The sequence below is a fragment of the Paenibacillus sp. WLX1005 genome (assembly GCF_046603685.1).
In the GTDB taxonomy this organism is placed as follows: Bacteria; Bacillota; Bacilli; order Paenibacillales; family Paenibacillaceae; genus Saccharibacillus.
Map to the genome: position 1 here is coordinate 101,856 of NZ_CP176756.1, position 25,645 is coordinate 127,500.

At 47.9% G+C, this 25,645-nt stretch carries 14 protein-coding genes and 1 other RNA gene (1 of these 15 running past the window's edge); 14 read left to right on the forward strand and 1 reads right to left on the reverse strand.

Annotated features, from left to right (window positions below):
- Positions 1-205 precede the first annotated feature (205 nt).
- Positions 206-8,653, forward strand: coding sequence for an S-layer homology domain-containing protein (locus ACE3MZ_RS00440; protein WP_411344615.1), 8,448 nt, complete (start codon positions 206-208; stop codon positions 8,651-8,653).
- Positions 8,654-8,883: 230 nt separating this feature from the next.
- Positions 8,884-10,941 (forward strand): EAL domain-containing protein, encoded by a 2,058-nt coding sequence (locus tag ACE3MZ_RS00445; RefSeq protein WP_411344616.1) that lies wholly within the window; start codon positions 8,884-8,886, stop codon positions 10,939-10,941.
- Positions 10,942-10,962: 21 nt separating this feature from the next.
- On the opposite strand, the gene ACE3MZ_RS00450 is transcribed toward ACE3MZ_RS00445, so the two are convergent.
- Complete coding sequence (locus ACE3MZ_RS00450) at positions 10,963-11,625, reverse strand: DNA-3-methyladenine glycosylase (protein WP_411344617.1); 663 nt, start codon at positions 11,623-11,625, stop codon at positions 10,963-10,965.
- Positions 11,626-11,850: 225 nt separating this feature from the next.
- Here ACE3MZ_RS00450 and speE point away from each other — a divergent pair, with 225 nt between their 5' ends.
- The 12 genes from speE to ACE3MZ_RS00510 form a co-directional block, all read left to right on the forward strand.
- Positions 11,851-12,681 (forward strand): polyamine aminopropyltransferase, encoded by an 831-nt coding sequence (speE, locus tag ACE3MZ_RS00455; protein WP_411344618.1) that lies wholly within the window; start codon positions 11,851-11,853, stop codon positions 12,679-12,681.
- Positions 12,682-13,017: 336 nt separating this feature from the next.
- On the forward strand, positions 13,018-13,431 hold the full coding sequence (locus tag ACE3MZ_RS00460; protein ID WP_411344619.1) for a DUF1934 domain-containing protein: 414 nt from the start codon (positions 13,018-13,020) through the stop codon (positions 13,429-13,431).
- A gap of 112 nt (positions 13,432-13,543) precedes the next feature.
- The gene (argS, locus tag ACE3MZ_RS00465) at positions 13,544-15,223 is read left to right on the forward strand and encodes an arginine--tRNA ligase (RefSeq protein ID WP_411344620.1); all 1,680 of its coding nucleotides are present in this window, start codon (positions 13,544-13,546) and stop codon (positions 15,221-15,223) included.
- A gap of 237 nt (positions 15,224-15,460) precedes the next feature.
- A complete protein-coding gene (rpoE, locus tag ACE3MZ_RS00470; protein ID WP_411344621.1) occupies positions 15,461-16,027 on the forward strand; it encodes a DNA-directed RNA polymerase subunit delta in 567 nt (188 codons plus the stop codon).
- A 463-nt stretch (positions 16,028-16,490) separates the two neighbouring features.
- Positions 16,491-18,092 (forward strand): CTP synthase, encoded by a 1,602-nt coding sequence (locus ACE3MZ_RS00475; protein WP_411344622.1) that lies wholly within the window; start codon positions 16,491-16,493, stop codon positions 18,090-18,092.
- 473 nt (positions 18,093-18,565) lie between these two features.
- A complete protein-coding gene (locus ACE3MZ_RS00480; protein WP_411344623.1) occupies positions 18,566-18,946 on the forward strand; it encodes a response regulator in 381 nt (126 codons plus the stop codon).
- Between the two features lie 188 nt (positions 18,947-19,134).
- On the forward strand, positions 19,135-19,989 hold the full coding sequence (gene fba, locus ACE3MZ_RS00485) for a class II fructose-1,6-bisphosphate aldolase (protein ID WP_411344624.1): 855 nt from the start codon (positions 19,135-19,137) through the stop codon (positions 19,987-19,989).
- A gap of 233 nt (positions 19,990-20,222) precedes the next feature.
- The gene (locus tag ACE3MZ_RS00490) at positions 20,223-21,482 is read left to right on the forward strand and encodes a UDP-N-acetylglucosamine 1-carboxyvinyltransferase (protein WP_411344625.1); all 1,260 of its coding nucleotides are present in this window, start codon (positions 20,223-20,225) and stop codon (positions 21,480-21,482) included.
- Between the two features lie 232 nt (positions 21,483-21,714).
- The gene (gene rho, locus ACE3MZ_RS00495; RefSeq protein ID WP_411344626.1) at positions 21,715-23,085 is read left to right on the forward strand and encodes a transcription termination factor Rho; all 1,371 of its coding nucleotides are present in this window, start codon (positions 21,715-21,717) and stop codon (positions 23,083-23,085) included.
- A gap of 72 nt (positions 23,086-23,157) precedes the next feature.
- Positions 23,158-23,424: signal recognition particle sRNA large type (gene ffs / locus ACE3MZ_RS00500), an RNA gene on the forward strand.
- A gap of 209 nt (positions 23,425-23,633) precedes the next feature.
- Positions 23,634-25,370, forward strand: a complete 1,737-nt coding sequence (gene dnaX / locus ACE3MZ_RS00505; RefSeq protein WP_411344627.1) for a DNA polymerase III subunit gamma/tau — start codon at positions 23,634-23,636, stop codon at positions 25,368-25,370.
- Positions 25,371-25,410: 40 nt separating this feature from the next.
- A protein-coding gene (locus tag ACE3MZ_RS00510; RefSeq protein ID WP_411344628.1) for a YbaB/EbfC family nucleoid-associated protein crosses the window boundary here: on the forward strand, positions 25,411-25,645 show its 5' portion. The gene runs 77 nt beyond the window's last position; only the first 235 of its 312 coding nucleotides appear in the window; it begins with the start codon at positions 25,411-25,413; its stop codon lies beyond the right edge, outside the window.

A 25,645-nucleotide genomic window follows, 5' to 3' on the forward strand; every position in this document is an offset into this window, starting at 1 on the left:
TGATCTTTTTTTGCTTAAATGGCGAAATATGGAATTAAGGAGGTATTATATGACAATAATCCTAAAATAGGAAAATATGGCTATTAATTAAATTAAGAATTTAAGAGACAATAGTAAGGTATATTTCCCAGATGTTTCCAATCAGTCAACCCGTCGACCCAGTCACAATCACCCACTACTACCATTCTTCAAAGGGGCGAAAGAGATGAGAAAAAAGGGGTATTCGTTATTCATCGCAGTTTTAATCTTCAGTCTGGTGATGGTAAACTTCCCTGGACATGCGAGTGCAGCAGGTGCACTTAGGATTACGTCGCAGAATGGCCAGAATGTCACAGGTCAGACGACGACCTTAAATATTGCCTATGAACCAGGTATTCAGTTAAGTTTAATCGGGAGTGTCGTATTTGAACTTCCTACAGGCATAACAGTTGCAGCCGGTGATGAATTTAACGGTACAGCCATTCCGGCTAGTATGATTACGAACAATGGTAGAACCCTCACTTTAAGTGGCACCCTTATACTTAACCTGCTTGCCAGCGACACATTGACGCTGAAAAATAAAACCCTTCCTGCGGCAGGCACCTATACAATTACAGCATATACCAAAAGCGCTCTGAACGTAACGATTGGCGAATCGACCCAGCAGAATACATTCACTGTTCTGTCTGCTACACCAGCGCCAACCAGTTCACAAGTTAGCGTCTCCAATCAAATCTCCGGCACATCTACAATCACCGTGACCGGTCAGAATCCTACAGATGTTATTACCGCATACAATGCCAGCAGTCAGGTACTTGGCACGGCAACTGTTGATGCCGCAGGTACAGCTGTTGTTTCTGCTGCGCTCACACCGACTGGCGGCACGATTAGTGTTAGCGCCAAACGTGGTACAGCAGAAAGCGCACGTACAAATGTTACGTATAGCGCTGCAATCTTGAGTGCAGTTCCTTCCACTAGCATTAACGTTCAAAATAACTACGGCACCAGCGATACGATTACCGTTTCTGATATCAGTGCAGGTGATCTGGTGACTGTATATGTATCTGGTACATCGATTGGTACAGCAACAGCCAATAGTAGCGGAATCGCCAAGGTTACTGCACCGCTGACCGCCACAGGCGGCACGATCAATGTTACCCGTACACGCAGTGGTGTGGAGAGTGCTTCCACATCCGTTACGTATGGAGCGGAAACCGTTCCTCCTGTAGCAGCAGCTAATGTTTCTATCAATAATTCGTATGGTGGTACGTCTACTGTGACGATCGGTAGTCTGCAAGTCGGTTCGATCGTAACCGTATCTGCGGGCAGTACTGTTCTGGCTACAGGTACAGCAACATCGGCAACTCTAGTCTTGCCGATCGTCCTGAATGCTACGGGCGGTAGTCTGAATATCAGTGTCAAAGAAGGTCTGTTGCAAAGCGCAACGACTACGGTAACGTATCCTTCGATTACCGTTCCAGCTATCGTTTCTGGCAATATCCAGATCACGAACAATTCCGGTAATGCGGATACTGTAGCCGTGACAGGTCAGATCGAAGGTGATCTGGTGACTGTGTATGATGGCAACGGTGTACTAGGTACAGGTACTGTCAATGCGCAAGGTTCCGTTAGTGTACCTGTGACGTTGGTGCCGCTTGGTGGCACAATCAATGTTAGTGTGAAACATAACGGCGTAGAAAGCCCTGCAACAGCGATTGCTTATTTGGCAGAAGTGGTCACACCATTAGCCAGCAACCAGATTTCGCTGGGCAATATCGTGAATGGTCAGATCGTAGTGACCGTCAATGGGTTGACGTCGGGCGATCTGATCCAAGTGTACGGAACAGGTGAAGTGCTAGGAACAGCGACGGCAACCGCCACAGGTTCCGTTTCGATTCCGGTCAGAGCCAATGCACAGGGTGGCAGTCTGAATGTAAGTTTGACTCGCAATGGCATTGAGAGCGTAGCAACCTCGGTAACGTACGGTTCGGTTGTTGTGCCTCCAGTATCCAGTAGCAATGTAACAATTACCAACAATGCAGGTGATAGCGACACAGTCGTAGTTACCAATCAGACGGCAGGCGATCTGATCACCATCTATGCAGGTGGTACAGTTCTCGGTACCGGTACGGTTGCCAGCAATGGAACTGCCACCGTTGCTGTAAAATTAAATCCGCTTGGCGGAAGTGTGAGTGTCAGCATTACGAATCAGGGTGTGGAAAGCACGGTTGTGCCTATTCCGTATGGAGCAGAAGTCGTGCCTCCATTGACCGCAGCCAGCATTAATGTAACGAACAACTCCGGCAATAACGATACGGTTGCTGTTAGTGGTTTGACGAGTGGAGATATTATCCATGTATATGGCAACGCAACATTGCTGGGTACTGGAACAGTAGCAGCAAGTGCTACCAGTGCTAGCATTCCAGTAACGTTGATTCCAGTTGGTGGCAATGTGACTGTAACGTTAACGCGTAATGGTGTAGAGAGTGTCCCTACGCTTGTTACGTATACAGCAGAAGTGGTAAATGCGATTCCGGCGGAACGCATTACCGTGACGACTGCGATCGGTGTAGCAGCCAGTATTACTGTCAATCAATTGCAAGAAGGCGACATTGTTCATGTGTATGCGGATGGCACATTGCTCAGTACAGGTACAGCCGATGCACAGGGTGTAGTGCAGGTAGATGCTGCCCTTTCTGCCAATGGCGGTGCGATCAGTGTAACGCTTGTTCGCAATGGGATTGAAAGTATCCCTACCCTTGTTAATTATAATGCGTTACTCATTCCATCTATTTCAGCACAAAATGTAAACCCGCAAAATAACTACGGCGATACAGATACGGTAACGGTATCCGATGTGAACGAAGGTATGGAAGTTATCATTTATGGAAATGACAATACTGTTCTCGGTACAGCGACTGTTCCAGCTTCACGTCAGGTATCCATTTCGGCTACTCTGATTCCGACGGGTGGTACAATTTATGTATCGCAACGATATCTCGGTATTGAGAGTGATACAGTGGCGGTTAACTATGCGGCAGAAGTGGTACCACCAATTCCTGCTAATTTGATTACGATTAATAATAGTTCAGGTACACAGGATACCGTTAGCTTTACATCGTTGATAGCAGGCGATCTGATTACGATTTATGAAAATGGTGTTGTATTGGATACCGGTACAGTGGCGTCCAATGGTTCTGTGTCGATCGCTGTGACATTGAAACCGCAAGGCGGAACTTTGTCGGTTACGCGTACGCACAATACGATTGAAAGTGCAGCAACTGCTGTGAACTATGATGCGGAACCAGGTCCGGTATTGAACATCAACAGCATCAACTTGATCAACAATACGGGCAATAACGATAGCGCGACGGTTACTGGTCTGCGACCAGGGGATACGATTCGCATTCTGGCAACTGACGGCACCGTTCTTGGTACTGCCGTTGCTGATGGGAATGGTACGGTCAACTTCCAGCTGCAACTGCTGCCTGCGGGCGGAACAGCTTCGGTAATTCTGATTCGCGATCAGCTGGAAAGCACACCGGTACAGGTCACTTATCCAGCAGAACCACAGGCACCGGTAGATTCACCGCAAGCTGTCGTTGATCGTATTCAAGGTGATCAAGGTACGATTACTGTGACAGGTATGCAGGCGGGTGTGGATGCCAGAGTATACGATCAGGACGATGCATTGCTCGGCACCGCTACTTCAGATAGCGGCGGCAAAGCAGTCATTACATTTAAATTCCTAAAAGCACAGGGCAAATTGTTCATCCGTGTACTCGTTAATGGTGTGGAAACAACGATCAGCACATTTGATTATCAAAATGTAGACGTAGAACCGACACCGGACAATACGAAGGCTGAATTGACCGATATCGACGGTGATCAAGGTACAGTTACGATTACCGGGGCGCAACCAGGCGATGTTCTAAAAGTGTACGGACCGAACGGCAATGTGTTGGGTACAGCTGTAGCCAATGGTAGCGGCGACGCGCTGATAACCTTTACATTCCCAACTGCTGACGGTCAACTGGTCGTTACATCGACACGTAACGGCGGCAATGGTGAAGTTCCAGTCACTACGCTCGATTACAGCGGCGTGGATATTCCAGCAACTCCGCAACCAGCAGCAGCGCTGAGTAATATTAATGGTGATCAAGGTACGGTTACGATCACCGATGTACAACCGGGCAATACGGTTACCGTATATGGTCCGAACAATGAGGTGCTTGGAACCGGCGTTGCAGATGGCAATGGTCAGGCGATTATTACCTTTGTTTTCCCAACGGAAACTGGTTCGTTAACAGTAACTACTACTGGTAACGGTACAGAAACAACGATCACTACCTTGCCATACAGCGGCATCCAGATCCCGGCGACGCCTTCACCACAGGCGGCTTTGAGTAACATTAACGGGAATCAAGGCGTGGTGACCGTGACAGGCGTAGTTGCAGGACAAGTTGTACGTGTATATGGAGATAACAATGTACAGCTGGCAGAAGGAACAGCTGACGGCAATGGCTCAGCTGTACTGCCATTTGTATTCCCGACGACTGATGGCACATTATCTGTGCGCACGGTTAGCAATGGTAACGAAACCGAAATTGGTATTTTGCCATATAGCGGCGTCGATCTGCCAAGCGCCAATCCAACAGCGACCATCAGCGATATTGATGGAGCGACGGGCACAGTAACCGTAACCGATGCACAACCGGGCGATATCGTCAAAGTGTATGGTCCCAACAATGAGGTATTAGGTACAGCAACCGCCAATGGTAACGGGGAAGCGATTATCAGCTTTACATTTACAACGACGGACGGCACATTAACTGTGACGTATACTCGTGGCGGTAGTGAGACACCGATTACGACGCTTCCATACAGCGGCGTCGATATTCCAGCGACTCCACAACCGACGGCGGCATTGACGAATATTGATGGCGATCAAGGTACAGTAACAGCTAAAGATCTGACAGAAGGTCAGGTTGTGACTGTGTATGGTGATAATAATGTCGTACTGGGTACTGGTACGGTGGGTGCGAATGGCGAGGTTATCATTGCCTTTACGTTCTCGACAGCCGACGGAACATTGACAGTCGTAGCGACTAGTAACGGAACAGATATTACGATTGCGACGCTGCCATACAGTGGCATCGATATTCCGGCGACGCCATCGCCAGAAGCAGCATTAAGCGGTATTACTGGGAATCAAGGCGTGGTAACCGTGACTGGCGTAACTGCTGGACAGACCGTACGTGTCTACAGTGACAGCAACGTACAATTGGCAGAAGGTATTGCAGATGGTAACGGTTCAGCGGTATTGCCTGTGACGTTGCCGGGAAGTAGTGGCGAACTGTCCGTACGGATCGTAAGTAACGGTACAGAGAATGAAATTGCCCTCTTGCCATACAGCGGTATCAATCCGCCAGCCACTCCACCAGCAGCAGTCATCAGTGATATTAATGGTGCAGAGGGAACGGTAACCGTAACCGATCTTCAAGCAGGCGATATTGTCAAAGTATACGGTCCGAACAATCAGGTACTGGGTACAGCAACTGCTAACGGAACTGGTGAAGCAGTGATTGATTTTACATTTACAACAGCAGATGGAACGCTGCGAGTCACTTATACACGTGGCGGAACGGAAACGGATATTGATAATTTGCCATACAGTGGCGTCGATATTCCAGCTACACCTCAACCGATCGCTGCATTGACAAATATTAGCGGCGATCAAGGTACAGTAACTGCCAGCAATCTGGCAGCAGGACAAATTGTCACCGTGTATGACGATAACAATGTCGCACTCGGTACAGCAACAGCAGGAGCGAACGGCGAAGCGATCATTGCCTTTACGTTCCCGACAACAGACGGAACATTGACGGTCGTAGCGACCAGTAACGGAACAGATACTACGATTGCGACGCTACCATACAGTGGAATTGATATTCCGGCGACCCCATCACCAGAAGCAGCACTGAGTGGTATTAACGGGAATCAAGGCGTGGTAACGGTAACTGGCGTAACTGCCGGACAGACCGTACGCGTCTACAGCGATAACAATGTTCAACTGGCAGAAGGAGTTGCAGATGGTAATGGCTCAGCCGTTCTATCGGTTACGCTGCCAGGAACTAATGGTGAATTGTCCGTTCGTACGGTTGTTAATGGAATCGAAACGGAGATTGCGCTCTTGCCATATAGCGGCATCACTCCACCAGTAACTACTCCTTCCGCTGTAATCAGCGACATCGACGGAGCTACTGGAACCGTGACGATTACGGATGCGCAAGCAGGCGACATTGTCACAGTGTATGGTCCGAACAATCAAGTACTGGGCACAGCAACAGTAAGTAGTAATGGCGAAGCAGTGATCGACTTCACCTTTACGACAAGCGATGGCACGCTGACAGTGACGTATACCCGAGGTGGAAATGAAACAGAGATCACCACATTGCCATACAGTGGTGTCGATATTCCAGCGACTCCATCACCGGAAGCTGTACTCAGCAGCATCAATGGGGATCAGGGTGTTGTGACAGTAACTGGTGTAACTGTTGGACAAACGGTACGTGTATATGGAGATAACAATGTGCAGCTGGCGGAAGTCGTTGCAGATAGCAACGGTTCAGCAGTATTGCCGTTCTCCTTCCCTACTGCGGATGGCACATTGTCTGTCCGTACCGTAAGCAATGGAACGGAAACAGAGATTACAACGCTGCCGTATAGTGGCGTAGACATTCCGACTACACCTATACCGACACCAACCGCTGATCTGACCGATATTAATGGAGCAGATGGTGTTGTGACGGTAACCGATGCACAGCCGGGTGACGTGATCAATGTCTATGGTCCGAATAATACACTTCTTGGTACTGCAACAGCAGGTAATAGCGGAACGGTGGCAGTCACCTTTACGTTTACAACATCTGATGGTAACTTGCGTGTAACGTATACCCGCGGTGGCACCGAAACCGATATTGACAATCTGCCATATAGTGGCGTGGATATTCCAGCAACACCTACACCACAGGCAGATCTGACAAATGTAACGAATGATCAGGGAACCGTTACTGTCACTGGTGTGACTGCCGGACAAACGGTACGCGTGTACAGTGATTCCAATGTACAGCTAGCAGAAGGTGTGGCCGATGCCAATGGTAATGTGACGCTGACCTTTACCTTCCCATCTTCGGATGGCGCATTGTCCGTCCGTGCAGTAAGCAATGGAACGGAAACTGAGATTGAGAATCTGCCATACAGCGGTGTCGTTGTACCAGGCACGCCAGAACCGCAAGTGGAGCTGACTAATAGTAGCAATGGTCAGGGTACAGTAACGGTAACTGGTTTGGCAGCACAGCAAATCGCACGCGTGTATAGCGATACCAATACCCAGCTGGCAGAAAATGCAGCCAACACTCAGGGTACAGCTGTACTGACTTTTGCCTTCCCATCTTCGAGTGGAACCTTATCCGTACGCAGTGTAACGAATGGCGTGGAAACGGAATTGGATACTTTGTCTTACAGTGGTGTTGTCGTACCGGGCAATCCGGGCAATCCAGATAATCCACAGGCAGCATTGGTTAATGTACAGGGAAGCCAAGGTACCGTTCGCGTGAATGGAGTATTGACTGGTGATACCGTTACTGTCCAAAGTTCCGTATACGGACAAGGAACGGTTCAGCTGGGCAATGTTACCGTTAGTGCAGATGGCTTCGTTGATATCAGCGTACAATTCCCTGAATCTTCGGGTCAGCTGGTCATCACTCTGAATCGTGGCGGCAATACGACGACCGTTGCGACAATCAACTATAGTGCTGGCGGCGGTGGCGGTAATACAGGTGGCAGTGATGATGATTCGACACCTGCTAACCGTACACCAGGTCAACTGGGCTGGCCGTATGGCACCGACACAACAGGTGCGGCAGCTGGAACAGGAGCAGCCACGCCAGCAGAGGAAAATAATACTGAAACAACACCGCCGGCAGAAACGACGACACCAGCAAGTAATGATGTCGAAGCCGCCAGCACAGGTGGCACGGAAGCTGTAGAAGAACTTCCTTCCGGTATCAATCTCACTGATAGCGATATTGCTGACTTTAACGATACTGCTGGACATTGGGCGCAAGCCGATATCGCCCGTCTGCATCGTCTGGGCATATTGGAAGGTGTCGGTAGTAACCGCTATGCACCGAATGCAACGCTGACACGTGCTCAGTTTGCCCAGATGGTTAGCAATCTGCTGCAATTGAACGCTAGTGGCGAAGCTGCCGGATATTCCGATGTACGTGATGCTGCTTGGTACAAAGATGCCGTTCAAGCTGCAACAGCAGCAGGTGTCACTAATGGCTACACCGACGGTTCCTATAAACCGAACCAAACGATCTCGCGTGAAGAAATGACGCATATCGTTAGCAATACGCTTCGTTATATCGATTCACAGAAATCTTATGATACTGATACAGACAAAGTGCTGTCTCCTTACAGTGACCGCGCCAAAGTCGGCAACTGGGCACGTAATGATCTAGCACTGACGGTTGATCAGGGATTAGTCAAAGGTAGACCAAGTGGAACGATCGATCCGAAAGCGAGCACGACCCGTGGCGAAGCTGCGACCATCCTGTCTCGTTTGCTGGATCAAGCAAGTGATAACTTCAACATCAAATCTGAATGATTTGCATGAAACAATCAGTCGGATGAGTAGAGTCATTGCACGATTAAAAGACGGCCGTCATGCTACCTGCAGCGGTCGTCTTTTAATTTTTTTATTAGTTAACATCATCTATTACGAAACAAACTGCATAAACCGTTGTAATATAGAGAGACGATGATTTAGAGACTTAGCAAGAAATGCAATCTATAACTTCATCTATATACTTGAACGTCTGATACAAGGAGGATGCCATGGAACAGATGCATCTTAATTACAACGGCTGGATTATCGGGCTATCCATCCTGATTTCCATCGTCGCTTCCTATATTGCCCTGAATCTGGCAAGCAAAGTATCCCATACCCATGGAAGAAGCAAAGTCGTATGGCTGTGCCTTAGCTCTTTTGTGATGGGCAGTGGGATCTGGTCTATGCACTTTGTGGGAATGCTTGCTTTTCATTTTGATATGCCTGTGAACTACGATATCATATTGACCATGCTGTCAGCACTAGCGAGCATTGTTGCTTCATTTGTTGCTTTTACCGTCAAGCTCAATCCAGCAAAAAAAGTATGGAAGCCGCTCATTGCCGGTATCATTATGGGCAGTGGTATTGTTGCCATGCATTATATCGGTATGGAAGCGATGCGCATGGATGCGATGATCAGCTATACGCCATCTTATGTGATTCTATCGATCTTAATTGCGCTGCTAGCTTCCTACGGTGCGTTATTTCTGTTTCACAAATTCCGCGATAAACCGGATTATAGTCATTGGAAGCTGATGAGCGCCGTTATTATGGGCTTCGCCATTTCTGGTATGCATTATGCGGGTATGGCTGCGACGAATTTTCATGCTATGCCGCATCTTGGTAGTGAAATGCCGATGATGTCATCGTTGTCTGCCAGTCAAGTACTGCTGATTACAGGCGTATCGATCGTCACATTCACTATTTTGTCCGTATCGTGGGCAGCGGTGTTTGTGGAGCGGCATTTGCTGGAACGAATGGCATATAGCGATCCGCTGACTGCGCTTCCGAATCGTCACGGCTTGCAGAATTATTTTGAAAAAGTATTCGATGATCATACCGAAGGTGCTGTACTATTTCTTGATCTGGATCGCTTCAAATCGATCAATGACACGTTAGGTCACGATATAGGGGATGAGCTGCTGATTGAGGTAGCAAGGCGATTGCGTGAATGTATTCTCAATGAGAAAAGTGCTGGCAACGAGCAGGTATTCCGTCTGGGCGGAGATGAATTTCTGATTGCGGCGAGCAGTATGAGTCCGTCGCAGGCGATTGCGCTGGCAGAGCGTATTTTGCAGTCGATCAAGCAGCCGTATCATTTATCAGGCAATCAATTGTTTGTCACGGGTGGTAGTATTGGCATAGCACTGGCACCGCAGCACGGGTATGATCGCACATCGCTGATGCGTGCCGCGGATACCGCCATGTATGTATCCAAAAATTCCGGTAAAAACCGATACAGCATCTTTAATGAAGATATGAACAAGCGGCAAATTCGCCGCATGGGCTTGGAAAATGATCTGCGTCAGGCGCAGGATAACAATCAGCTATTTATCGTGTATCAGCCCAAATGGGATTCCCAGCACGACCAACTGGTTGGTATGGAAGCATTATTGCGCTGGCAACATCATGAGCTGGGACTAGTATCGCCGGGCGAGTTTATTCCCATCGCCGAAGAGACCGGGCTGATCATTCCGATGACATATTGGATGATCGGGCAAGTATGCGAGCAGAATCTGCGCTGGCAACGGGAAATGAATGTTGCCGTACCAATCTCGGTGAATATGTCAGCACGTATGTTTGAGAATCCGCTATTTGCTGGCAGGGTCGAACGAATTGTGCAGCAGAGCGGCTTGCCGCCGCATTATCTGGAACTGGAGATCACCGAATCGATTGCGATGAACAGCATGGAAGGTACGGTAGAGCAGCTCAAGCATATTCAATCGCTAGGCATACGAGTATCCTTGGACGATTTTGGCACCGGTTACTCGTCACTTGGTCGATTGGATGAGATGCCAGTCGATATTATTAAAATGGATCAGATCTTTGTCCGCAAAAGTGACCAGACGTCCAAGCAAGCGATTGTCAGTACGATCATCGCTATCGCGCGCAATCTGGAATTGGAGCTAGTGGCGGAAGGCGTGGAAACCGCCGAGCAACTTGCCTTTTTGCAATCCAGAGGTTGTTATCTTATGCAGGGATTTTATTTTGGCAGACCGATGACGGTCACACAGATGAACGAATGGTTAAAAGAACGCGTACTCAACATGCCGCTGGCAGAGTGAATTCACTTTGTACAGCGGTTTTTATATGTCAGCATCGATTGAGTTATGCGGCAGAGTGAATGCTTGCGGCATTTTATTTTTCACCGACAGATACGTATGATCCTTAATGTAAAAGCGCCACGGATGCGCCGCATATTCTTCGGCGTAGTCGATATTGATGCGTGGTCCGCATTCGATAACCAATTGCTCCAACTCCTGCTCATCTGCCTGCTCCAATCGCAACTGAGCACCGCTGGCGAGCAGATGGATGCCATTTAGCGATTTGTCGATATCTAGAGCGCGGCACAGCTTGCCCGGACCGTTACAGAGCGTCTTGAGCTTGCCGGACGGGATCTGGCGGAGTAGCAGCATCAATTGCTCGTCTCGACTTGTCAACGGCTCAACCGCGCGGATCAGCACTGCCTGTGGATCATCCTCTGGTCCAGTCACGACATTCAGACAATGATACATGCCATAGATCAGATAAATGTAACAGGTGCCACCCTGCCGAAACATCATCTCTGTACGATTGGTGCGTCGATTGCCGTAAGCATGGCTGCCTTTGTCCTCAGCGCCGCCGTAGCTCTCGGTTTCTACAATTCGGCAGCGGATCTCCCCGGCGGGCGTAATGCGGCTAATAATCTGCCCCAACAATCGGGGGGCTGCTTCCAACGCGGGTAATTGAACGATTTGCTGAATATTCATGTCAGGCTCCTTTGTATGGTGGATGTAGATATCTTCTGAATGGCTCATACATGGATAGTTAACCAGATGGTGTGAATGCCGCTCAGGGAACAGCTGGTATCACGGTCAGTATCTCTTTTGCAGTGGGTGTACGGATGTCGTATAATGCGAAAGGAACGCAGTGTAGTTATTAACGTAATTTAACTTTTGAATACAACTATACACAAATGAAAAGAGGGACTTTCTATGGAACTGTGGTACACGGAAAAACAGACGCCCGTATTCGGCATTACCGCCAAAATCCGCGAAACGCTAGTCACTGAGCAAACCGACTTTCAGGATCTGGCGATGATCGATACCGAACAATTCGGTCGCATGCTCGTACTGGACGGCATGGTCATGACGACAGTGAAGGACGAGTTTGTTTATCATGAAATGGTCGCCCATCCAGCCCTCAACACCCATCTCAATCCAAGACATGTACTTGTTGTCGGCGGCGGTGACGGCGGCGTGATCCGCGAAGTACTCAAGCATCCAGAAGTGGAGAAAGCAGTACTGGTCGAGATCGACGGCAAAGTAATCGAATACTCCAAAAAGTACCTGCCTGAGATTGCTGGCGAACTGGATAACCCGCGCGTCGAAGTACACATTGCCGACGGCTATATGCATATTATTGAAAATAAAAACGCCTACGACGTCATCATGGTCGATTCGACCGAACCGGTTGGTCCAGCCGCGCCCTTGTTTGAAAAAGGCTTTTATCAGGGGATCTATGAAACGCTGCGCGAGGACGGCATTTTCGTCGCCCAGACGGATAACCCGTGGTTCAAAGCCGATCTGATTCAGCAGGTGAACCGTGATGTCAAAGAAATCTTCCCGATCGTGCGTGTCTACGGTGCCAACATCCCGACGTATCCGAGCGGGTTGTGGACGTTCACCATGGGTAGCAAAAAGTATGATCCGCTGGAAGTGGACGAATCCTCCATTCCCGAGCTGGATAGTAATAAATATTATACCCCGCGTCTGCACAAGGCTGCATTCGTACTACCCAAATTTGTCGAAGACCTGTGCAAATAAGCTGAACCACTTGTCTCCAAACTTCTCCAAAACAAACGCTATCTTCCTCATCATAGAATGACCTGTTGATGATCAACAGCCTATATCCTGCTTGTAATTAACAGACAGCAAGCTCTTAGCCAGTAGCCATCCGTGCGATGCACATGCCTGCTGGCTTTTGCCTTTTATGACATCCTCATCACTTCCATAGGGAACCCGCAACTTTTTCAACGAAAATGCGGCTTTCCTGTTCATAAAATGGTACAATAAAAAGGAGTGCGCTTATTGAATTTGCTATGAATATGTTCTATATTCAACAAGCCAAGTCAGAGAAATGTCCGAAATGGAGCTGGATGTATGACGGAAGCCAATCAGGTGCGACTTACGCTGCGGAGTGAGCAGGACGGCACAAGCAGCACAACCGAAATGATCGGTCAGGTGTTCATGAAGGGCAGTAGCCTGTATGTTCGTTACACCGAACCGCCGCAGCCACCTCAGCCGGAAATCCGTACCACAGTGAAAATTAGCAGCGACGAAATCAAGATTATGCGTCATGGCGGTGTCGAAGCCGAGCAGACTTTCCGTTCGGGAGAGCAACTGTCCGGATTTTATCGATCGCCTTTTACCCGTTTTGCATTGGAAACGGATACCCGAACCATTCACAATGAATTGGACGGAACGATGGGCAGCATTGCTTGGGAATACGATCTATACGCATACGATCAGCTAAGCGGCAGTTTCAAAGTCAACTTACACATCGAGTTGCTATAGCTATCCCGGTACATGACCCTCAATCATACATGCACAACCTGCCGTGAGGCAGACCCAAGGCAAGTCCGATCGCATGATCTGGTAGTGCCCTATACAGGAGGAACGTTAAACAATGACAGCTAATCCATTGGAACAAAGCCGTAATCTGGTCAGAGAGGCCGTACACGCTGCCGTGCTATCCGCAGGTATCGTTAACGCTGAAGACCTGCCCGAGGTTACGCTTGAAGTGCCAAAAGACAAAAATCACGGCGATCTGGCGACTAACATCGCCATGCAGCTGACGCGTATCGCGAAGAAGAACCCGCGTCAAATCGCTGAAAGTATTATCGAGAATCTGGATTTGAGCAAAGGCGGCATTGAACACGCCGAGATCGCTGGTCCCGGATTTATTAACTTTACACTGAACAAAAGCTATCTGTACCCGGTGATCGAAGCTGTCCACACACTGGGCGACAACTACGGTCGCATCGAACTGGGCAAAGGCAAACGCATCGAAGTCGAATTCGTCAGTGCGAACCCGACTGGCAGTTTGCATCTTGGTCATGCCCGCGGCGCTGCATTTGGCGACTCGCTGTGCAATCTGCTCGACTTCGCTGGTTATGATATGACTCGCGAATACTACATTAACGACGCCGGCAATCAGGTATCCAATCTGAGCTTGTCGATCGAAGCGCGTTATTTGCAAGAGCTGGGTCAAGATGTGCCGATGCCAGAAGATGGCTATCATGGCGAAGATATCAAAGGCTTCGCGCGTGAACTCGTTGCTGAGAAAGGTGACAGCCTGCTGTCCCTGTCCTCCAGCGAACGTTCTGACTTTTTCCGTGAGTACGGTCTGAGCAAAGAACTGGACAAAATCAAACGTGATCTGCAAGCGTTCCGTGTTGGGTTTGATATCTGGTATAGCGAGACTTCCTTGTACGAGACCGGACGTGTACTGGATGCGCTGGATGAACTGCGCGAGCGCGGTCAGATTTTTGAAGAGGAAGGCGCGACTTGGCTTCGTACAATGGACTACGGCGATGATAAGAACCGTGTCCTGATCAAAAATGACGGCACTTACACGTACCTGACTCCGGATATCGCGTATCACAAAGATAAATACAACCGCGGCTACGACCGTATGATCAACATCTGGGGCGCCGATCACCACGGCTATATTCCACGGATGAAAGCAGCCATGCAGGCACTGGGCAATGACCCGGAAAAACTGACTGTACTCATTGCACAGATGGTCAGCCTGTTCCAAAATGGCGAAAAAGTCAAAATGTCCAAGCGTACCGGTAAAGCGGTAACGATGGAAGATCTGATGAGTGAAGTAGGCGTTGATGCGGTTCGTTATTTCTTCGCCATGCGCAGTATCGATTCGCATCTGGACTTTGATATGGATCTGGCAGTGTCTACGTCCAACGAAAATCCAGTCTTCTATGTACAGTACGCGCACGCGCGAATTTGCAGTATTTTCCGTCAAGCCGAGGAGCAAGGAATCGTATTGCCAGAGCTGTCGCAAATCGACTTCAGTCAATTGACGACCGAGCACGAATATGACCTGCTGCAAAAGCTGGGCGAGCTGCCGAATGAGATCGCGATTGCTGCCGAGAACTTTGCACCGCATCGTCTGATCCGTTATGTGTACGAGCTGGCATCGCTGATGCACAGTTACTACAAAGCCGAACGCACCCTGACCGAAGATCAACCGAAAACGCTGGCGCGTCTGGCACTGCTGGGCAGTGTTCGTACCGTTATCGTCAACGTACTTCGTCTAGTTGGTGTGTCCGCACCAGATCGGATGTAATGAGATTCTAATCGTCGTAGAATGCCGATTATTGGCGTTCTGCGGCGATTTCATGTCCCTAATGCCCTGTTTTTTGTAAAAAACTTGATTTTTATAGGCAAATGGGTTTAACTTATCTCAGCATTTTGTATAATGTATCGTATAGTCTGACAACGCCTGTCTCCGTGGACATGATGCAGGATCATCCCGGAGTGAAATACACAGCCTGAAACTGGATCTGAGAGGAAGTGTCCGTAAGTGAGCACACCGCAAGAACTGAAGATCAACCCGGACAAAGTGCATGAGATTCCAATGGTGGATCTGGCCTTTGCCGTTCTGAAAAAAATGAATACTCCGTTGTACTACCGCGACCTGATGAAGGAAGTAGCAGAACTGCGCGGTTATACCGAAGAGCAGATTACGGAATACATCGCTCAACTTTACACCGAGCTGAATATCGACGGTCGTTTTGCATGCGTCGGTACGAACTTGTGGGGTCTGAAACGCTGGTATCCACTGGAACGTGCAGAAGATCCAATCGCGAACGCGAAGCGTCCACGCATCATCAATGACGATAATGACGATGATGATATCGAAGACGATGAGTTTAACAATGACGATAGCGCCGACAACGCGGACGAAGACGATGAAGTCGAAGAAGATAACTACGACGACGTGGACGAAAACGATGATGACGACGATATCTATTCTGATGATGACGAAGATAACGAAGATCTGGTCATCGAAGATGAAGACGACGATGAGGAAGAAGACGAAGAAGAAGAGGAATATAATGACGCTGAGGAAGAAGAAGACGAGCGTTAATATTCCAAAAGCCTGCCCGGTGATCCGGACAGGCTTTTTCTTTGGGTATGCAGTTTAGTATGCAGGTATGATGTATCGTTTGTGCTGTTTTGCAAAATAGCTACAGCAGCAAATTCGCTGATAACGGTTTCAAATGACACCGCGACAATCTTTCTTCGATATGTCTTGACACGCAATATAGAGACAGAGTAAACTATTGCATGGGCTTATGAATTAAACCTATAAACACACATATATCCAGCGTTTCTCAGCTGAATTAATAAAAGTGCCCCGTCGCTACGGGTGTCACTTTTTTTGTTTTTTATGAGTGATTTCCCCTGTGCATTTTGTATAAACAGCTTGCAAAAACGGCGCATCCGGTCATCTTTTCGAGAGGCTGTCCTGATGATTGCTGTGCTTGCAAGTTGCTGTTTATACATCGTGCGGTGTTTGCATGTCTGGATCATAACTAGGAGGTAATATTGTGACAAAGTATATTTTCGTAACAGGTGGCGTCGTATCGTCCCTCGGTAAAGGGATCACGGCTGCATCGCTGGGCAGACTGCTCAAAAACAGAGGTTTGAAAGTAACGATCCAGAAGTTCGATCCTTACATCAACGTGGACCCGGGAACGATGAGTCCATACCAGCACGGTGAAGTATTCGTAACCGACGATGGTGCCGAGACGGATCTCGATCTGGGTCACTATGAGCGTTTCATCGATATCAACCTGTCCAAGAACAGCAATGTAACAACAGGTAAAGTGTACTCCTCCGTAATTAGCAAAGAGCGTCGTGGTGAATATCTGGGCGGTACGGTACAGGTAATCCCGCATATTACGAATGAGATCAAAGAACGCGTGTTCCGCGCAGGTCGCGAATCCAACTCCGATGTCGTTATTACTGAGATCGGTGGTACAGTAGGCGATATCGAGAGTCTGCCATTCCTGGAAGCAATTCGTCAGATCAAAAACGATGTCGGTCGCGATAACGTCATGTACATCCACGTTACCCTGATTCCTTACATCAAAGCTGCCGGTGAAGTAAAAACAAAACCGACACAACATAGTGTAAAAGAATTGCGCAGTATCGGTATTCAGCCAAACGTAATCGTGTGCCGCACCGAATACGAACTGTCGGAAGATATGAAATCCAAAATCGCTATGTTCTGCGATATTGATGCCAATGCTGTTGTGGAATGCCGCGATGCGTCTTCCTTGTACGAAGTTCCGCTGAACCTGCGTGACGAAGGTTTGGACGAAATCGTTGTGAAGCATCTCAAGCTGGACAGCCCTGCGCCAGATATGAGCGAGTGGGAGCAATTGCTCGGTCGCATTCAAAATCTGGAGAAAACAGTTGAAATCGCAATTGTTGGTAAATATGTAGCCTTGCATGATGCTTACTTGAGTGTCGTTGAATCATTGTCCCATGCCGGTTACCACGCTAACGCTGATGTGAAACTGCGCTGGGTAGATGCAGAAGAATTAACAGACGAGAACGTAGCTGACAAGCTGAGTGGTCTCGGCGGTATCCTCGTTCCGGGTGGCTTTGGCGATCGCGGTATCGAAGGCAAAATCAGTGCCATCCGTTATGCGCGTGAGCACAATGTTCCTTACTTCGGTATTTGCCTTGGTATGCAAGTAGCCGTGATTGAATATGCGCGTGCACTTGCAAGCTTGGACGGTGCGAACAGCTCTGAGATTAACCCGGCTACACCGTATCCAGTCATCGACCTGCTGCCAGAGCAGAAAGATATCGAAGATCTGGGCGGTACGATGCGTCTGGGACTGTATCCGTGCAAACTGCAACCAGGTTCCCTGGCAATGGAATGCTATGGTGAAGAGCTGGTATACGAGCGTCACCGTCATCGGTATGAGTTCAACAACCAGTACCGCGAGCAAATTGAGAAAGCCGGCATGAAAATCTCCGGTACCTCTCCTGATGGCAGACTGGTGGAGATCGTGGAAGTCCCTGATCATCCATGGTTCTTGGCAGTACAATTTCATCCGGAATTCATTTCTCGTCCGAACCGTCCACAACCGCTGTTCCGTGAGTTTGTGAAGGCTTCTATCGCTCACCAAGGATAACAGCGTCGGGTTTACGATTATACGTTTAAATTGCATTTTGCGCAACCATCCGTTTCCTGTAGTAGGAAATGGATGGTTTTTTGCATATAAAGACCGTGTAGTATTCATCATGAATACCGTATCATTGGTACATAAATCATTGTATGCTATAGATGTAGAAACACATCAGACATCGATTGTCGAATATACACAATCTGCCTTGTGATACCTAATGTTTCACCTGTTTTTCGTCTACTCCATCACTGGCAACGAAATGATCGGATTTTTCGACAAGATGCAGGATTTATACGATAAACAGCGAATCCTATAGATTATGTTATTGTAAGCAATGTCTGGTGACTTCTAACGGATAATGTAAGTTTATTACGTTTCGTTTTGGGCACCGGATAACCACCTGTAGTTCGTCATCGTTCTGAATAGCAGCAGTTATGCAAATCGGAATACGTCAGCATAGAAGAAGGGAAAGGTGACAGATGGAACAGAAGAAGATATTGATTGTGGATGATCAGACTGGTATTCGGATTTTGCTGATGGAGTTGTTCGGTAATGAAGGATACGAGATGTTCCAGGCAGCCAATGGCAAAGCGGCGCTGGAAGTCGTAGAGCAAGATTCCCCCGATCTCGTACTGCTGGATATGAAGATTCCCGGCATGGATGGATTGGAGATTTTGCGTCATATTAAGGCGACTCATCCACATATTTATGTGATTATGATGACCGCCTACGGAGAACTGGATATTATCCAGAAAGCCAAAGAGCTTGGTGCATTGAGCCATTTCACCAAGCCATTTGATATCGATGAAATGCGTCAAGCTGTTGATCGCTGTTTGCGCGGTAGCAGCGTAGATCAATAAGGAAAGAACGGGCGGCATTTTGCCGTCTGCTTTGTTATGCAAATCGTTGTTATTTCCATGAAAATCGCCATAGATCTGTGCAAATTGTTTGTTTAGTATTTGAAGTGGGTTGTGTTATAATAAGCACGTATGCAGTAGCGGCTTACACATTATGGGACATACCCAACACTTTTGAGGAGGATGTCATTATGCCATTAGTATCTATGACAGACATGTTGAACAAAGCACTTGAAGGAAAGTATGCTGTTGGTCAATACAACATTAACAACCTGGAGTGGACACAAGCGATTCTGGCGGCAGCGGAAGAAGAAAAATCCCCAGTTATTCTCGGTGTGTCTGAAGGCGCAGCACGTCACATGGGCGGATTCACTACTGTTGTCAAAATGGTAGAAGGTTTGTTGCATGACCTGAAAATCACTGTACCTGTTGCTATTCATTTGGACCACGGTTCTAGCTTTGACAAATGTAAAGAAGCAATTGATGCAGGCTTCACTTCCGTTATGATAGACGGTTCCCACCATCCGATCGACGAGAACATCGAAATGACCAAAAAAGTCGTTGAATACGCACACGCTAAAGGCGTTTCCGTAGAGGCTGAAGTAGGTACAGTTGGTGGTCAAGAAGACGACGTGATCGGCGGCATTATGTACGCTGACCTGCAAGAATGTGTACGCATCGTCAAAGAAACAGGTATCGACACACTGGCACCAGCACTTGGTTCCGTACACGGTCCTTACCATGGCGAGCCTAACTTGGGCTTCAAAGAAATGGAAGAAATTCGTGACGCAGTTAGCCTGCCACTCGTACTGCACGGTGGTACTGGTATTCCGAAACACGATATCGACAAAGCCATTTCTCTGGGTACATCCAAAATCAACGTAAACACTGAAAACCAGATCTCTTTCGCGAAAAAAGTTCGTGAAGTACTGGCTGAAAAACCGGATGCTTACGATCCACGTACATTCATCGCTCCAGGTCGTGAAGCGATCAAACAAACCGTTATCGGCAAAATTCGCGAGTTCGGTACAAGCAACAAAGCATAATTCGCTTTTTGGTTAGGCATAGTGTATATTACAGTATGCAGAAGTTAAAACAGCAGCATTTACCGTAATCATCGTAACTTTTATATACAATATGCGTTTAATTGAATAGGTTGAATTTGGGAAGTACACCGCGCTGACGGTGTCTTTCCATTTTAACCGCTAATTTCACCGTAACATGCAAACACAACCGTCGTTTTATCGGCTGCAAAACACGTAGGGGGATACTAAGCTTTATGGAAAAATTGATGATCAGCGGCGGAAGTCCGTTGCAGGGAACTATCACCATCAGTGGTGCAAAAAACAGTGCCATTGCGCTTATTCCTGCGGCATTGCTCGCCGAATCCGAAGTTGTGCTCGATAACCTGCCGCTTCTGAGTGATGTAGCAGTTTATGCAGAGATTCTGGAAAATCTCGGTGCACAGGTAAAATGGAATGAAGCGGATAACGAAATGCGCATTGATCCAAGCAGCGTCAGATCTATTCCGATGCCTAACGGACCTGTCAAAAAATTAAGAGCATCCTACTATATGATGGGTGCATTACTTGGACGTTTTGGAGAAGCCACGATTGGCTTGCCGGGCGGTTGTAACTTTGAGCCCCGGCCGATTGATCAACATATCAAAGGCTTTGAAGCGCTTGGCGCTACTGTAACGAACGAACACGGCGCTATTCATCTGTATGCCAAAGAATTGCGCGGTGCCAAAATCTATCTGGACGTAGCCAGTGTCGGTGCGACCATCAACATTATGCTGGCGGCTGCAAGAGCCAAAGGCCATACGATTATCGAAAACGCGGCTAAAGAGCCTGAGATTATAGATGTAGCAACATTACTGAATGCCATGGGCGCCGTCATCAAAGGTGCTGGTACAGAGACGATCCGTATTGAGGGCGTTTCCGAGATGCATGGCTGCAAACATTCCATTATTCCTGACCGTATTCAGGCAGGTACGTATATGATTGCCGCAGCAGCAACACGCGGTGATGTGATTATTGATAATGTAATTCCGAAGCATCTGGAGGCGGTTACTGCCAAGTTGCTGGAGATGGGTGTACATGTAGATGAACTAGACGAAGGCATTCGTGTCCTCGGCAAGTCTTCGTATACACATGTAGATGTCAAAGCACTCACCTATCCAGGCTTTGCAACGGATCTGCAATCACCAATGACCAGTTTGCTCACGCAAGCACAGGGTGTCAGCGTATTAAGCGACTTTGTGTACAGCAGCCGATTCAAGCATGTACCCGAACTCGTACGTATGGGCGCTAAGATTAAAGTGGAAGGTCGTTCCGCTATTATCGAAGGTGGAGAACTAAACGCTGCCAAAGTAAAAGCGATGGATCTGCGCGCCGGCGCTGCACTCGTCATTGCTGGTTTGACCGTACCGGAAGGTGTTACCGAAGTATCAGGCGTCGAGTTTATTGACCGCGGATATGACCATCTGGTAGACAACCTGCGTCATTTGGGCGCGAACGTATGGAGAGAGATGCTGTAAATTTGATATGCAACCCGCAACAATGAATGTCCCTCTTACCCGGGAGGAGAGCTCTTTTGTATTTTCTGGAATACATACCTCTTGAATATCTCCTCCCCACAACGGGTAATGCTATCCTAAATGAATGGATTTGAAATCTGTCCACTCCCTTTGATTCAACCTTCTGAACATTCCCTATATCTTCTCTATGTTCTTTTAATATACCGACTAAAATTGAATAGGTGGTTATTTTATGGATTTACAAATTGCTGATCTGGAAGAAATGAAGCTAACGGATCTATACAAGTTAGCGAAACAATACCAGATTCCTTATTATGGACAGCTCAAGAAAAAAGAGCTTATTTTTGCTATTTTGCGTGCACAAGCAGAGAAAAGCGGACTGATGTTTATGCACGGCGTACTGGAGATTTTACCAGAAGGCTACGGCTTCCTTCGCCCGATCAACTACCTGCCTAGCGCTGAAGATATTTACATTTCCGCATCCCAGATTCGCAAATTCGATCTGCGTACCGGCGATCTTGTATCCGGCAAATGCAGAGCACCCAAAGAGAACGAACGTTACTTCGGTTTGCTTCAGGTCAATGCAGTGAACGGCACTAGCCCGGAACAGGCGGCAGAACGACTGCACTTCCCAGCTCTTACACCCCTCTATCCACAAAAGAAACTCGTACTGGAAACAGCTCCCAACAAACTATCTACCCGGATTATGGATGTATTGGCTCCTGTCGGATTGGGACAGCGCGGTCTGATCGTAGCACCTCCCAAAGCAGGTAAAACCCTGTTACTCAAAGAAATTGCTAACAGCATTTCGACAAACAACCCGGAAATTGACCTGTTTGTGCTGTTGATCGACGAACGCCCGGAAGAAGTAACCGATATGCAGCGCTCCGTCAAAGGCGAAGTGATTGCTTCCACATTCGACGAATTGCCGGAAAATCATATCAAAGTAGCGGAACTTGTACTGGAACGTGCACTACGTCTAGTTGAGCACAAAAAAGACGTCGTTATCCTGCTGGATAGCATCACCCGTCTTGCGCGCGCGTATAATCTCGTAATCCCGCCATCTGGGCGCACACTCAGCGGTGGTATTGATCCCGCAGCGTTCCATCGTCCGAAGCGCTTTTTCGGCTCGGCACGTAATGTAGAAGAGGGCGGAAGCCTGACTATTCTGGCGACTGCATTGATCGATACTGGTTCACGGATGGACGATATCATTTATGAAGAGTTCAAAGGAACAGGTAATATGGAACTGCATCTGGATCGCAAATTGTCCGAGCGTCGTATTTTCCCGGCAATCGATATTCGCCGCTCCGGTACACGTCGCGAAGAAGATTTGCTAGCAAAAGAAGAGCTGGATACCATCTGGCATATTCGCAAAAATATGAACGAAACGCCTGACTTTGTTGAAGGCTTCCTCAAAAAGCTGCGCAATTCCAAAACAAACGAGGAATTCCTCGCCTCCTTCGATACGACAGAAGATAACCGCAGCAATGGATCAGGCAACAACTCTAACAAAAAATCATCTACCGGTTCCAGTAGTAGCTCCAATAACAACGGTCGCCGTACGACTCGCTCCACAGCAACATCGGCTACCACCAACTGATTTTCCAATCACAGCTGTACGATTCAGATACCGGTTGCAAAGTGAAGTTGCGTAAAGTATAATAATGTAATGCCGTGCTAGATGGGGAGGTAGCGGTGCCCTGTAACTCGCAATCCGCTATAGCGAGATTGAATTCCTGTCATAGGTATTGTCGATGTGAGGCAGGTATCTGAGCGCAGTGTTGACGGATGGGTCCTTCGCAAGGGACACCTGTGAATCTGGTCAGGTCCGGAAGGAAGCAGCCATAAGCAGTTTCGTTCTTGTGCCGAGGGAGCGCCTATCCCGAGCTGTTGCTCAGAAGAACCGTTTGGATCGCAATTATCGAAGACAGGTGCACGGTATATAATACAGCTTATTCAAAACACCTTTTGCATGTAGCAACAGGTGTTTTTTGTATGTAAAATAAGTCGTTGCTGGTTTTGTTGATGGTGGATTTATAGTATAATTGAAGGTAGGATATTTGCTTTTGACCTATATTTTCAGACAACATGAATCCGGTAATAATCCAGCCGGAATAAAGCAATCCATAGCGAAAGGAAGGTAAGCAAGTGGAACATATCGCACTTTATCGTGCTTGGCGGCCGCAGTCGTTTCAGGACATGGTAGGACAGCAGCATATCATTCAGACACTGCAAAATGCCATTCGGGAAGAGCGTATATCACATGCGTACCTGTTTAATGGACCAAGAGGAACAGGGAAAACGTCAGCTGCCAAAATACTGGCAAAGGCGATCAACTGTGAAAAAGGCCCTTCTGTTGAACCTTGTAATGAGTGTGAAACTTGCAAACGGATCACGTCGGGCAATATTATGGACGTGTTGGAGATCGACGCTGCATCCAACCGAGGCGTAGAAGAGATCCGTGATTTGCGGGAAAAGGTAAAATATGCGCCTACTGAAGTACGGCGTAAAGTATACATTATTGACGAAGTCCACATGCTCACGACGGAAGCGTTCAATGCGCTGCTGAAAACGCTGGAAGAGCCGCCGGGGCATGTGGTCTTTATACTGGCAACAACCGAGCCGCATCGCTTACCGGCAACGATCATTTCACGCTGTCAGCGTTTTGATTTTCGGCGTGTATCGCTTCAAGAACAGACGCAGCGACTGCAACTCATTGCAGGTCAGGAAGGTTTGGAAGCGGATCAGGATGCGCTCGAATATATCGCTCGATTGTCCGATGGTGGGATGCGTGACGCATTGAGCATACTGGATCAGGTATCTGCTTACACAGAAGGCAAGATCACCTATCCTCAGGTACTACAAATGACCGGAGGTATCGCTTCTGAGCAGTTTGCTGAACTAGCTACTGCTTTGCAGCAAGGGGATGTTGGACAAGTATTGCAGATTGTGGAGTCTTTTATGCAAGCAGGCAAAAGCGCTGACAAGTGTATGGAGAATCTACTTTACTATTTCCGTGATGTGCTTATGATCAAGATGATTCCGCAAGCGGCTGATTTGACGGAACGTATGTTGAATCCGGATAACTTCCGCGAAACGGCATCGGCATTCAGTCGGGAGCAATTGTTTGCAATCATTGATACGCTGAACCACTATCAGACCGAGATGAAGTATGCAACCCAGCCACAAATGCTGTTCGAAGTAGCACTGCTCAAATTGAGCGGCATTGCTGATTCCAGTAGTGTGGCAGCAGTTGGGACATCCTCTTCGCCTGCTTCCACCTCTCCAGCAGACGCTGGCGAGATCCGACAGCTCAAACAACAACTGGCTGCACTGGAACAGAAATTGGAAAAGGCGATCAAAGCTGGTATTGGTAGTGGAGATGCTGGTGGAGGTGCAGCAGCCAATGCTGGACGCCGCGCCCCAACGCCCCGTATTTCTTCCGCTGCCAAAATTCCGTCGCAAATGAATCATTATGTGGCGAACCGCAGCCATGAGAACTTTACCAAAGTCTCTGGCTCATGGAGCAAAGTACTACAGCGCGTAAAAGAAGTGAAAGTAACCATTCACGCCTGGTTTGTTAACTGTGAGCCAGTATCCATTCATGAAGATGCCATTCTGGTTGCCTTCAAGCATGATATGCACCGCGAGACGATCGAAAAAGCGGCAAACCGCGAAGTAATCGAATCCGTATTGCAGGAAGTATTGGGAGGTTCGTACCGTCTCATTACGATGATGCAAAAAGATTGGATGGACGCGATTGAAGGAACAAGCGAGCAGCCTGGCGAAGAATTGAAGCTGGAACATGAAGAAGAACAGGGTGACGCTCTGATCGATGAAGCAATCCAGCTGTTTGGCGAAGAACTTGTGGTAATCAAAGAATAATCATACACTACAACCAAATAACATTGAGGAGATGATCGTAATGGGTAACATGAACCAGATGATGAAACAGGTAAAAAAAATGCAGGAACAAATGCTGAAAGCACAGGAAGAACTGGGCGACAAAACCGTTGAAGGTACATCTGGCGGCGGTGTTGTATCTGTTGAAGTCAACGGTCACAAAAAAGTGCTGGCAATCAATATCAAACCAGAAGCAGTAGATCCAGACGATGTTGAAATGCTGCAAGATCTGATCATGGCAGCAGTTAACGATGCAA

Excerpts from the sequence above, each read along its gene's own strand:
- ACE3MZ_RS00440 (WP_411344615.1), top strand. The coding sequence starts at position 206 with ATGAGAAAAAAGGGGTATTCGTTATTCATCGCAGTTTTAATCTTCAGT.
- ACE3MZ_RS00445 (WP_411344616.1), top strand. The coding sequence starts at position 8,884 with ATGGAACAGATGCATCTTAATTACAACGGCTGGATTATCGGGCTATCC.
- ACE3MZ_RS00450 (WP_411344617.1), bottom strand. The coding sequence starts at position 11,625 with ATGAATATTCAGCAAATCGTTCAATTACCCGCGTTGGAAGCAGCCCCC.
- speE (WP_411344618.1), top strand. The coding sequence starts at position 11,851 with ATGGAACTGTGGTACACGGAAAAACAGACGCCCGTATTCGGCATTACC.
- ACE3MZ_RS00460 (WP_411344619.1), top strand. The coding sequence starts at position 13,018 with ATGACGGAAGCCAATCAGGTGCGACTTACGCTGCGGAGTGAGCAGGAC.
- argS (WP_411344620.1), top strand. The coding sequence starts at position 13,544 with ATGACAGCTAATCCATTGGAACAAAGCCGTAATCTGGTCAGAGAGGCC.
- ACE3MZ_RS00480 (WP_411344623.1), top strand. The coding sequence starts at position 18,566 with ATGGAACAGAAGAAGATATTGATTGTGGATGATCAGACTGGTATTCGG.
- fba (WP_411344624.1), top strand. The coding sequence starts at position 19,135 with ATGCCATTAGTATCTATGACAGACATGTTGAACAAAGCACTTGAAGGA.
- ACE3MZ_RS00490 (WP_411344625.1), top strand. The coding sequence starts at position 20,223 with ATGGAAAAATTGATGATCAGCGGCGGAAGTCCGTTGCAGGGAACTATC.
- rho (WP_411344626.1), top strand. The coding sequence starts at position 21,715 with ATGGATTTACAAATTGCTGATCTGGAAGAAATGAAGCTAACGGATCTA.